At 48.9% G+C, this 12,220-nt stretch carries 8 protein-coding genes; 7 read left to right on the forward strand and 1 reads right to left on the reverse strand.

Features of this window, described 5'->3' with window-relative positions:
- Positions 1-121 precede the first annotated feature (121 nt).
- Positions 122-2,080, forward strand: a complete 1,959-nt coding sequence (locus B7E11_RS22910) for a DUF4832 domain-containing protein (protein WP_176220863.1) — start codon at positions 122-124, stop codon at positions 2,078-2,080.
- Positions 2,081-2,160: 80 nt separating this feature from the next.
- Here the strand turns inward: B7E11_RS22910 and B7E11_RS22915 are convergent, their stop codons facing one another.
- Positions 2,161-3,699 (reverse strand): glycoside hydrolase family 31 protein, encoded by a 1,539-nt coding sequence (locus B7E11_RS22915; protein ID WP_080839208.1) that lies wholly within the window; start codon positions 3,697-3,699, stop codon positions 2,161-2,163.
- 243 nt (positions 3,700-3,942) lie between these two features.
- Between B7E11_RS22915 and B7E11_RS22920 the strand changes: the two genes are divergently transcribed.
- The 6 genes from B7E11_RS22920 (at position 3,943) to B7E11_RS22945 (ending at position 12,119) form a co-directional block, all read left to right on the forward strand.
- A complete protein-coding gene (locus tag B7E11_RS22920; protein WP_080839209.1) occupies positions 3,943-5,265 on the forward strand; it encodes an ABC transporter substrate-binding protein in 1,323 nt (440 codons plus the stop codon).
- A gap of 77 nt (positions 5,266-5,342) precedes the next feature.
- On the forward strand, positions 5,343-6,212 hold the full coding sequence (locus B7E11_RS22925) for a carbohydrate ABC transporter permease (protein WP_080839210.1): 870 nt from the start codon (positions 5,343-5,345) through the stop codon (positions 6,210-6,212).
- A gap of 17 nt (positions 6,213-6,229) precedes the next feature.
- A complete protein-coding gene (locus tag B7E11_RS22930) occupies positions 6,230-7,060 on the forward strand; it encodes a carbohydrate ABC transporter permease (RefSeq protein WP_080839212.1) in 831 nt (276 codons plus the stop codon).
- Between the two features lie 158 nt (positions 7,061-7,218).
- Positions 7,219-8,739, forward strand: a complete 1,521-nt coding sequence (locus B7E11_RS22935; RefSeq protein ID WP_080839213.1) for an ABC transporter substrate-binding protein — start codon at positions 7,219-7,221, stop codon at positions 8,737-8,739.
- Positions 8,740-8,773: 34 nt separating this feature from the next.
- Positions 8,774-10,486: a sensor histidine kinase gene (locus tag B7E11_RS22940; RefSeq protein ID WP_080839215.1), complete on the forward strand. Its 1,713-nt coding sequence runs from the start codon at positions 8,774-8,776 to the stop codon at positions 10,484-10,486.
- Between the two features lie 16 nt (positions 10,487-10,502).
- Positions 10,503-12,119: a response regulator transcription factor gene (locus B7E11_RS22945; protein WP_080839217.1), complete on the forward strand. Its 1,617-nt coding sequence runs from the start codon at positions 10,503-10,505 to the stop codon at positions 12,117-12,119.
- Positions 12,120-12,220 lie beyond the last annotated feature (101 nt).

A 12,220-nucleotide genomic window follows, 5' to 3' on the forward strand; every position in this document is an offset into this window, starting at 1 on the left:
TGCGCTTGCGGGAATCGTCATAATTTGGATTGACGAAGCGAGCGGAGGTAGACTATACTGATAGCGCAAATGAATTGCGCAATAAATTTGCGCAGCAATCACCATTATGGGAGGGACGTTGATGAAAAGGTCTGCACCATTTTTGAAAGCGATTGCGGTGTTATTGTCGTTTGGGCTGCTGACGGGAGGTTCGCTTGGGGTGCCGTTTCTTGATAAGGCGTCAGCCGCTGTCGGTTCGATCACCGTTCATTTAACGGAAACGCAAGAGGCTTTCAAAAATCCCTTCAAGGGATTCAGGCCTACCCGCTTCATGAATGACACCGGATTTTCGAATCATGAGTATGGAACTGTGTTCAAGCACTATATCAAATACACGGATTTGGAAAACGCGGCGTCGGACTCCGTTCAGAAGATCAAGGATTGGAGCAACGCGGCCTGGGCAGGAATCGAAAGCCAGAATAAAAAGGTGATTCCTCGCGTTTTCATCGTATACCCGAACGGAGGAGAGTATTGGCCGCAAGGCGTCCCTCACGGCGACGTGACGACGCAATGGACGACGGATGTCTTGAAGAATCGTCTGGCGGCCTTCATCCAGAAGCTTGGTCAAGCTTGGGATAACGATCCCCGAGTCGCCTATATCGAGCTGGGATTGTGGGGGAATTGGGGAGAGCATCATATTTGGCCGGATACGCTTGCCGACGGGACCGATCGCATCCCGCCAAGCTTTCAGACAGCATTAGGCGACGCTGCATCGCAAGCTTTTCAAAACAAGAAAGTTCAGGTAAGGTATCCCGAAACGTTCCAGAATTATGACTTCGGGTTTCTGTGGGATTCTTTCGCCTTGATCGACGATCTGGCAGGAGGGGAAGGCATTGTTGCAAGAGATGTCTGGAGAACGCAAATCAACGGCGGCGAAGTTGCCTACGATTGGGGACAGAAGCATATCCAGCCCGGCGATTCTCCGAATGACACCTTAAGCGATCCGATCCATCGGAACTATGTTATCGATTGGATCAAAAAGACGCACACAACCAGTCTTGGTTGGATCGATCTGTACGATGCCGGAAATCCCGCCGTCTCGCAGGGAGCTGCGTTGATGCAGAAGGAATTCGGATATCGATTCGTCATCAACCAGGCGACATTTTCCGGCAGCGTGGAGCCAGGCGGAACGATGAACGTATCCTTTCAAGTTGCGAACAAAGGATCGGCTCCGTTCTATTATGACTGGCCTGTAGAAGCCAGTTTACTGCGCAGCGATCGCACGGTAGCTTGGAAGGGACTTTTCGACAACGTGGACATTCGGAATTGGATGCCGGGCGACGATTGGAACAGCTCGACACGTCAATATAATCAAGCGCCAGCCGTTCATCAAGTTTCCGGCGCGTTTACCATTCCTTCGAATATGCCGGCGGGAACCTACACCTTGGCACTTTCCATTCTTGACCCTTACGGCTACAAGCCAAGCGCCAGATTTGCCAACACCAATTATTACACAGGCGGGCGAACGCCGCTCGGAAAAGTGGGAATCGGCATGGATCCCGCCGATCAGAACATAGGTCCTTTCGATAATCTGAAATCGGACAATACGCTTTCGTATAGCCTGACTCAAACTCCATATGACGGCGGCATCTCGGGAGGCGGCGGAACGAACGGCTTGCTGCTGGACAACTTCGACAACTCGCCGGGCTGGCCGGGAGCCAACGATCTCGGCATATGGGCAGGCGCCAACGGGTTTGCAAACGATGCAGGCGTCATCGAATCGGGGGCGTTGAAGCTTCAATACAACAACAACGGATGGTTCGGCTCCGATATCAACCAGAGCATCGCGAGCTACTCGAAGATGGTGATTCGCATCAAAGGCGCAAATGGCGGCGAGCAAAATCATGTCCAGCTCACGATCGGCGGAGTGACGCAAACCCTGGCGGCTTTCAGCGGAGATACGATAACGACCGGCTACAAAGATATTGAAATTGATTTGGCATCGAACGGCGTAAATCGCAGCAACCCCGGACAATTGTCGATGTCATTCTGGCATGGAGGGAACAGTTCGATCTGGATCGATGAGATTCGTTTCGAATAATGGCGTATGAAACGTCAAACAAGACCGGCCTGCGGGCCGGTCTTCATCTTCTGCCAGGGTGGATAAACGTCCGTTTTCCGTTATTGAATTTTTTTAAACCATGGCAACCGGGAAAGAGGAGCCTTGACTTCGACCCGGATGGGCCCCTCGACTACGCTTCCGTCATCCCCCTGCCATCGGCCTTCCGGAAATTGGATCGTTCGAGTCGTCTGTCCCTTATCCAAGACCGGGGCAACCAGAATGGATTCGCCAACCATGAATTGATCCTGAACGGAATGGAAGCCTTGATGAGGAAAAACGAATTCCAGACTGCGCAGGATCGGAAGTCCATCTTTCGCGGCTTGGTTTGCAAGCTCGAAGAGCAGAGGGCCTAATTCCGTTCGAATTCGTACGGCGTCCATGCACCAGGACAATTCGTCGCCGGTCAAAACTCGCCATGGCGCCATGGAAAACTGCATCACGGGAAATAAAGCCGAGCATTGAACGTAACGGATAAAAAGTTCGGAATCAAAACGGAAATCGGGCGAATTAATGTCGCCATCCATCCCTCCGCCAACCATGTCGGGACAATTGAAGGCATATCCCAGCAGGCCCTGGGCGATTGCGTTGGGGATTAAGCCCCCCAGTCCGGTCGCATCCCATGTGTGCGTTTTATCGCGTTGCCGCTGGATGAGCGGCTGTCCTCCGAGTTTCCAGCACATGCGCAATTCGCTAAGCGCGTAGCCGATTCCCAAACGAGCATAGCATTCGCAATCCTCCATCGGGCGGACAGGGCGCGACCATGCGACGTCCTCCGCAACGTCATTCGTCAGATCGGGCAACAGGGGTTCTCCCGCGTCCAACTTGAATCCGTCGACCCCGTATCGTTCGATCAGCCTGTCTAACTGCTGCTTGAACCATGCGGATCCTTCCGTGCTCGTGTAGTCAACGACCGCACTGTACCCGTTCCACCATCTTCTCAGGACAGGAGTGCCGTCCGCATGCTTCATCAAGAGCCCAAGATCGCGCAATTGCCGGAATTTGATGCTGTCGGGACTCACATACGGGCATACCCAGAGCATGATTTTAAACCCTAATTCGTGCAAAGCATCGATCATCCCGGCGGGGTCGGGAAATCGATGCTTGTCGAAGTCCCAGGTTCCATAGTCCTGCATCCAATTATCGTCGATGATGATCACGCCCGGGGGAAAGCCGTTCCGAAGGATGGACCTTGCGTAATCGAGGAGCTTCTCCTGCGTCGGTTCGTAAAACATTTCGACCCAAGTGCAATATTGCGGCGCTACAAAGGCCAGTTCGTCAGGCGTAATGCCGGAAGGGGGGAAATGCGCATGGCTTGCATGCCGGTAAGCGCCTTGAAGGGTTTCATGTCCGTCTTCAATCCGTATGTCCTGTTTGTGATCGATCGTAAGGGTGTTCTCGTTAAATGAAAAGGCAAACGGCTCTTCGCTCCAAATATACCTTCCCCGATTGGAGAGCAGCAAAGGGGACGCTTGATTGTCATCCGTCAAACGCAAATCGCGCGAATGCGGACGGCTGCCAAAAGGCATCAAATGCCCTTCGTTTATAACGCCTCCCCACCAGAATTCTCCGGGCTTTCTTTCCAATGTCGTGATCGTCATGGCAGACACTCCTAAGTCATGTGATGAAAATAATTTGCGCAATTATTTACTGTTATTATGGATGGATTTATCTTTAAAAGCAAATCTTTTTTATCTTAACAATTAGGCATTCGATCTTAAAAATGAGGCATTTAAAACGGTTTTAACCTTCGATTAAAATAAGCTTGTAAAGAGGAAAAGCGTCTTCTTGCTCCATAGTTTACGCAAAAATTTTCCTTAATCAATTTTCTAGGGGGATGTCAAATGGTAAAACGAAACAAGTTTTCATTCGTGTTTGCGGTTGTCTTCATCGCTTTTGCTTTGGTTGCCGCTGCATGCAGCGGCGGTTCGAACAACGCATCGGACAAGGGTCCAAACAACAGCGCAGGGGGAACGGCGGAGGAGCCCCAAAAGAATGTAACGCTTACCTATGCCATTTGGGATAAAATTCAGCAGCCGGCAATGGAAGCGATTGCGAAGGAGTTCACGGCCGAAAATCCGCATATCGAGATCAAAGTCGAAGTCATCCCGTGGGGCGATTATTGGACCAAAATGTCCGCTGCGGCTCCGGCAGGGACGTTGCCCGATGTTTTTTGGATGCACGGAGGTCAATTTGTCAAATATGCGACGGGCAATTTCCTCGAACCGATCACGAACAAGGTGCAGGCCGGGGAAATCGATCTGAGCAATTATGCGGCAGACCTTGCTTCCATCTACACGCTGAACGGCGAAAACTACGGCGTGCCCAAAGATTTCGACACAATCGGTTTGGCGTACAACAAAGAGCTGTTCGATCAAGCCCATATTCCGTATCCGGACGACACGTGGGATTACGCGAAGCTTGCCGAGGTTGCCAAGCAATTGAGCCAGCCGGACAAAGGCATCTACGGCTTTGGCGCGAAACTGGACACGCAAACCGGTTATTGGAACGATATGCTGGCGAATGGCGGGAGTATTTTGTCCGACGATATGAGCAAGTCGGGGTACGACGAACCGGCTTCGATCGAAGCTCTGCAAGCCCGGTATCAAATGATTCTCGACGGCGCTTCTCCGACCCACCAGCAAATGACGGATACGGAAGCAACCGAGATGTTCAAGTCCGGAAAATTAGCGATGATCTTTGACGGGTCCTGGCGGATCAGCGATATAGACGGCAGCGAAATTATCAAGGGAAAATGGGATTGGGCGAAATTGCCTATGGGCAAGGTGAAAAGAGGCAACATCATTAACGGCTTGGGCAACGTCATGTCCGCGGCCGGAAAGAACAAGGAAGAAGCCTGGCTGTTCCTCAAGTTCCTCGGTTCCCAAAGAGCAGCGGAAATCACGGCGGAAATGGGCGCGGCCATTCCGGCATTCAACGGCACTCAAGAAGCGTGGCTGACTTCGAAACCGCATTTGAATCTCAAAGTGTTCACCGATCAAGTCGCCGATGCGATTCCGTATCCGAGCGGTTCCAAGTCGTACCCGGTATGGTTTGCGAAAGAACCCGAGATTATGTCGCAAGCATGGGGCGGAGCCATCCCGGTAGAGGAAGCCGCGAAAAAGGTCGCGGAGATGATGAATCAAGCGATAGCCGAAACGAAATAAGCCAACTGTTCAAATGAAAGGGATTCGGGGGACGTTCTTGACGATCGGGAACGTCTCCCTTGATAGGGAGTGGTCAGATGAATTCTAGAAGCAGGTATGCGTGGGCCTATTTCATGATCGCGCCGACCCTTATAGGCACACTGGTTTTCTGGGGATGGCCGGTTGTCCAATCGATTTTGCTGGGCTTTCAGCGGTCGGAGAATTTCGGGCTCGAAACGTATTGGGTTGGATTAGACAACTATGCGAAGTTGTTTCATGACGAAGAGTTTTGGCAGAATCTCCGCAACACCTTGTACTATGTTGTACTGTTTGTGCCGCTTACGCTTGCGCTCTCTACATTTTTCGCCGTCCTGCTGAATACGAAGATCAAAGCCTTGTCCGTTTACCGTGTCGTTTTTTTCTTGCCTCAAGTCACGATGCCCGCAGCGGCGGCGATGGTTTGGGTCGTCTTGTTCGCTCAGGACTTCGGGCTTGTCAATCATATTTTGGGAACCCGCGTAGCCTGGCTGTCCGATCCCCGTTATGCCATGTTCGTGTTGGTGATCGTCGGCGTATGGGGGGCGATCGGCTTGAATATGCTGCTGATTCTCGCGGGCTTGCAAGGGATACCTAAAGCGCTTTATGAAGCGGCGGAAATCGATGGCGCCCGAAGATTCAACAAATTTCGCTATATTACCGTTCCCATGCTGACGCCGACGCTTTTTTTCACGAGCATCATCCTTTTGATCGGAGCGACGCAAATTTTCGACTCCATCTATCTGATTATCGGAAAGACGAACGTAGCGCTTCCATCCGTTCGCTCGCTTGTCTATGCGTATTACCAAAACAGCTTCGTTTATTTTAATCCCAATTATGGCGCCGCGATTATTAATGTCTTGCTGTTGATTAACCTTTTGCTGACGGGGATTCAATTTGCTTTTCAGAAAAAATGGGTCGTTTACGAATAAGGAAGGGGGTGACCGAAATGCGCATCTCATCGGCGAGGAAGATCAACTTGATCGTTCATATCATTCTGATCATCAGCGCCGTCGCCATGCTCGTACCCTTTGTATGGATGGTGCTCACTTCGCTGAAGACAACGACGGAAGCCACGCAAATTCCGATCCGTTATTTTCCCGAGGCCCCCAGCTTAAGGGGATATATCGAGGCGATCAAGCAATCGGAATTTCCATATTACTATTTGAATACCGTGTTCACGGCTTTCATGAAGACCGTGTTTCCGGTCATCTTTAGCTCGATGGCGGCATATGCCTTCGCCCGGATCAGGTTTCCGGGAAGTTCGATTCTTTTTGTCGCGATTCTGTCGGTCATGATGGTGCCCAATCCTGTTTTTTATACGCCGCAATATATGATGATGAGCGACTTGGGCCTGGTCAATACGGTTACTGCGCTTTGGATTACCTCGTTGATCAGCCCGTTTGCTACCTTTCTTTTAAGGCAATTTTTCTTGTCCATATCTAAAGAATTGGAAGAAGCGGCCGTGTTGGACGGCTGCAATCCATTTCAAATTTATTGGCATATTATGCTTCCTTTAGTCAGGTCGGCTTTAGTCGCCATTGTCATTATTCAACTGCAGTGGGCATGGAACGAGCTGCAATGGCCGCTCATCATTAACAGCTCGCCCGAGAAGATGACCTTGTCGTCAGGCATCGCGACACTCGTTTCCATGTTTGGGACCGATTACCCGGTATTGATGGCAGGAGCCTTCATGGCGGTCGTTCCGATGATCGTCCTCTTTTTTATCTTTCAAAAGCAGTTTATCGAAGGCGTCGCCTTCAGTGCGCATAAAGGGTAAATCGGGATACCCGAATGGTGGATGAGATCGGGGCACATGACATTCAAATGCATGTGCTCCTGTTCCTGTCTTATGGCAGGCACCTTCATGGCGGCAGCGCGCTTTGGTAGAATGGGTGTAGGCTAGCTAGAGGCTCTATCGTAAAGGAGGCAGCGCTGATGAAACCTGCCGTCATGGGCATGGTTGCGATACTTTTCATGTCTCTGACGTACGTCCTGTACAGTAAATATATCGGCCCCGACTTGTCCGATTCGCCTCGATTCGACAATGCCGACGGCGCGGATCGGCCGGAGGGAGACGTGCCGGAATCATTTGTCGCTTTGAAGGTGATTATGCCAGGCGATCAGTCGGCTCGAATGGCGGACTTCGTCGAGAATGAATTGAATGATCGGCTTAAGCAAGATTTAAATATGAAGCTTGAATTGACTTATATTCCGTGGTCCAATTACCAGCAAAAACTGGAACTGGCCTTGTCGACCGGAGGAGATTACGATTTGTTCTGGTACGGCGCGCCATTCGTCTCCGTTTATCACACGAAAGGTTATATTCAGCCGTTAGACAAGCTTCTCGACCAATATGGGCGGGATCTCGTCGAACAGATTCCCGAAGAAAACTTCGAGCAGAACCGGATCGACGGGAAGCTTTGGGCGATACCGTCTCAAGCCTTTACGTCCGCCGGGAAATTCTCCTCCGTTATGGTTCGCCAGGATTTGCTGGAGAAGGTCGGCATGTCGGAGGTAAACACAATTGCCGATTTGGAACGGTTTTTTGAAAGGATGCACGCCATCGATCCAAGTTATTACGGGTATTTGGAAACCGACCGAGGGCATGAAATGTTGTGGCGCGAGTTAACGGATCGAAACTACTCCTCGTTGGATGAGCGAATGTTATTTATGTTGGATGAAGATTCCGGGGAAATGCTGAGTTATGTGGAGTCCGATTTATACAAAAAGGTGGCTCAATTACGCGAGTCATGGGTGGAGAAGGGCATAATTGACCAGAATCTGGTAGGCAATCCGGCGGCGAAGATCGATCAGGAAAATGCGGGAAAGCTCCTTTTTCGCGTAGGTGCGGTCTCCAGGGCGATGGAGAACCTGCAAACGGCACGGAACGCCGATCCGAATGCCAGGCTTCGGGAGTATTATCTGGCCAAGGAAAAGCCCAAGTTCATTACGACCCCCAGCAATGAAGCCTTTATGATTACGGCTGCGTCGGAAAATCCCGAACGCGCGATGATGTTTATGAATTGGATTCTGCGCAGCAAAGAAAATTATCGTTTCATTATTTACGGGGTTGAGGGAAAGGACTACGAACTGGAACAAGGGAAAATCGAGTTTTTGACGAATGACCAGTTCATTTACGAATGGATGTGGCGAAACAAGGACTATTTTATCCCGCCTGCCGGCGTAGAGGATGACATCATCCAGGATATGCTGACGAATGACGAGAACTCCCGCATTTCCAAGCTGTTCGGGTTTCATTTTAACGAGGCGCCCGTCAAAAATGAGATCGCGCAGGTCATGGCGGTTTACAAGGAAAAATTCGAGCCCATCAATTTTGGCTTGGCCAGCTATGAACAATATTATGAAGATGCCATCGCAGCTCTCAAAAAGGCAGGCTTTGACCTTGTCTTTGACGAATTAAAAAAACAGTACTCGGAATTCCGACTCCAACATTAGATGCCGAGCCCGATTTTGAGAGGACGATTCGATCTTGAGCAGATTCAGCATATTCACGAAACTGATCGCTACTTTGTTTATTTTGCTTATCCCGATTTTGCTCCTGTTTGTGGTATCGAATCGAACAAGCACGGGCGTATTGACTGACGAAATTATTAAAGTGAAGCGATATCAGATCGAAACGTTCGCAAGCCAACTGGATCAGCTGTTTTTCCAATTCGATACCTATCAGAAAATGTTGTATGAAAGTACGGATGTTCGCAATTTAGCGTATCCCGATTTGCTTGACGATGTTTTGAATAAATATAGAATCAACCGAACCGTCTCGGAGGAAATTAATCGGCTTGCCGGTTATGGCGATTGGAAAGCCGTCATCGCGGTCGTCTACCCTCGTACCGGAAACGTCATTAAAAGCAGTTCCAGTTTGAATGCGCTTCCAAATAAACTTCCCGCACAGGATACGTTTTGGCAATACTATTCCGATCCCCATGAGGATTATTTCATGGAAATCTTGTCTTATCCGGATAACGCTGCGGAATCGGGCGAGGCGCATATGAGAGTCGTGCTTAAGTTCGGCGTGGCCGCCTTGCGCAGCGCTTTAACCGAATTTAAAGCGAACGGTTCGGGGGATCCCTTTCTGTACCATCCGGAAGAGGATCCTATTTACAATTATTCCGTTAATTTTGATCAGATTGACGAATTTCTTCCCGATCTCAAGGGGCTTGATTCTTCGACGGATAGCGGATATTTGTTGCTTAAATCCGACAATACGAGATTTCAGGTCCACTATCAAAAACTGGATTCATTAGGCTGGTATTTGGTTGATTATGTGCCCATCAGTCAAATTATGGCGCCGATCAGCCGAAACCGGATGATGTTTTATGCGATAAGCGGCATGCTTCTGTTTATGGGGGCCTATCTTGCCTTTGTCATGTATCGCAATATTCAGATTCCATTCCGGAAACTGATTCGGAACATGAATTTGATTGAGAAGGGGATTTATTCCATTCGCATGGAAGACAAGCCCAAAGGGGAGTACCGTTTTCTTTATGAAAGATTCAATTCCATGGCGTCCAAAATCGAGGAGTTGATTGAGAATGTTTATAAAGAACAGCTCCGGTCGAAGGAAGCGACGCTGAAGCAGTTGCAATCGCAGATCAACCCGCACTTTCTCTACAATACGCTGGCTTACATCAAAAGCATGATCGAGTTGAATGAAAACAGAGCCGCCATTTCGATGACCATGAACTTGAGCAAGTACTATCGGTATACGACCAAAACGGGGAACAAGATGGTGCGGCTGAAAGAGGAACTGGACTTGGTGAGTTTTTATCTGGAAATCCATTGCATGCTGAGAGACGATTTTGAATTCCAGACCGAGACCGAGCCGCAGATGGAAGATATATGGGTTCCACGGTTGATTGTACAGCCGCTTGTTGAAAATGTAATCCTCCATGCGTTCAAAAATCAATCGGAATACGGAATGATTCGAATCCGATGCTGGAGGGAAGAACGCATGAACCATATAGCGGTCGAGGATACGGGCGCGGGGGTTGATCATTCCTTTATCGAGTCGATGAGAAAGAAAATTTATACGAATAACGAAGAAGTGGAATCCGGGCTGAAAAACGTTCATCAACGTCTGCGTTTAATGTATGGCAGCGGCTCGGGATTGCGGTTGAGCAAATCGAAATTGGGCGGACTTTGCGCAGCATTATGTTGGAGCGATATGGAAGACGTGTCTTGACGAAGGAGGAACAAAAATGTACGAAATCTTGATCGTGGACGATCACACGCACTTGGTTGACAGTCTGGCGATCGGGCTTCCGTGGGAGCTAATGGGGGTCTCTAATGTCTACAAAGCCTATTCCGGCGAGGAGGCCCTGGAGCTGCTAAATTACCGTTCCGTTGATATTGTGGTCACGGATATCCAAATGAACGGAATGACCGGACTCGAATTAATCGCTCGAATAAATGAGAAATGGAAAAACACAAAGGCGGTTATTTTAACCGGATATGATGAATTTCAATATGCGAAGGAAGCCATCCAGCAGCAAGTATGCGATTATTTACTGAAGCCGGTATCGAACGAGGACTTGGAAAAAACGCTTCGCCATATTATAAACAAGATTACGGAAGAAGGAAATGCGCTCCTGAATCAGCAAAAATTTTATTACCGGTTCAAAGAAAGCTTGCCCAAATTAAGAGAGATGTTCTTGTTCGATTTGCTGTCCGGCAAAAATTACCCCCTATCCGTTTTGAAGGACAAGATCCAGCTGGTCGAGCTGCCCATTCAAGCCGAAAGGGAAGCCATCCTCTTATGCATGAGAGTGGAGGAGGATAACTCGAATACGGATCTGTACAGCCTCTCGTTGATCGAATATGCCATGTTTAACATTGTAGAAGAAGTATTTTCGAGTCAATTTCATGTGATCTATTGCAAAGATTCGTACGATTATTTGATTTTCCTGGTACAATCGAAACAAATCGAACAATCGGATCCCGATCGCTCCGCCGTTATAATTGAGGACCTGGCCCGGCTCTCCCAGCATCAAATCAAATTATATTTAAAATCGAAAGTGTCCATTGTCCAAAGCAATTGGGGGGAGTTTCCAAAAGACATCCTGTCCATGTACCACTCCGCATTATCGATCTATACCGATTATATCGGCTACCAGACGGAAAGTTTTTTTCAAGTAACGCAAAAGAAAGAAGCGTTCGACATTCGGCCGTTTACGGAGCTTTACCGTTCCCAAACGTTAATGGAGTTAATCGAAATCGAGCAGTGGACGGCATTCGAGAACAAGCTGAGCCGGATATTCGACGAGCTCGAAGGAGCAGGCGGCGGCGCCCGCGAATACGGGGTTGAAATCTATGTTGCGTTGCTGCAAGCATACTCCTATTATTTGCACAAAAAAGGCAAACGGATTTTTGATGTATTTGGCAGAGACATCGAGAAGATGCTGAAAATCGATGCAAGCTGGAGCGTGGAACCTTTGAAGGAATGGGCTTTCGGCAGCTATGTACAAATCAAAGCGTACAGCGACAACTATTCGGACAATATACGTTCCGACTTGATGCAACGGATTCGCCGATTCATCCAAGGGAATATAAAGGAGATCACCCTTCAAGCGGTAGCCGATCATGTCCACCTGCATCCCGTATACGTATCCAACTTATTCAAGCAGGAGGCCGGAGAGAACTTCTCCAACTACGTCCTTCGCCTGCGAATGGAAAAAGCGGTACAATTGTTGAAGCACAAGGATTTGAAAATCAGTCAAATTGCGCACGAAGTCGGCTATCAGAAACCGCAGTATTTTATTAAACTGTTCAAATCCCAGTACGGGATGACGCCGCAAGAGTTTAAGAACCATTTATGAAGTGGCAGCACCTATATGCTGCATAAAAAACAAATTGAAAATCAAGAACGAATCATTGCTCGTCTCGATCTTTTGCTAAAGGAATTGAAATTGAATAAAAT

It is taken from the genome of Cohnella massiliensis (assembly GCF_900169535.1).
GTDB classification, from domain to species: domain Bacteria; phylum Bacillota; class Bacilli; order Paenibacillales; family Paenibacillaceae; genus Cohnella; species Cohnella algarum.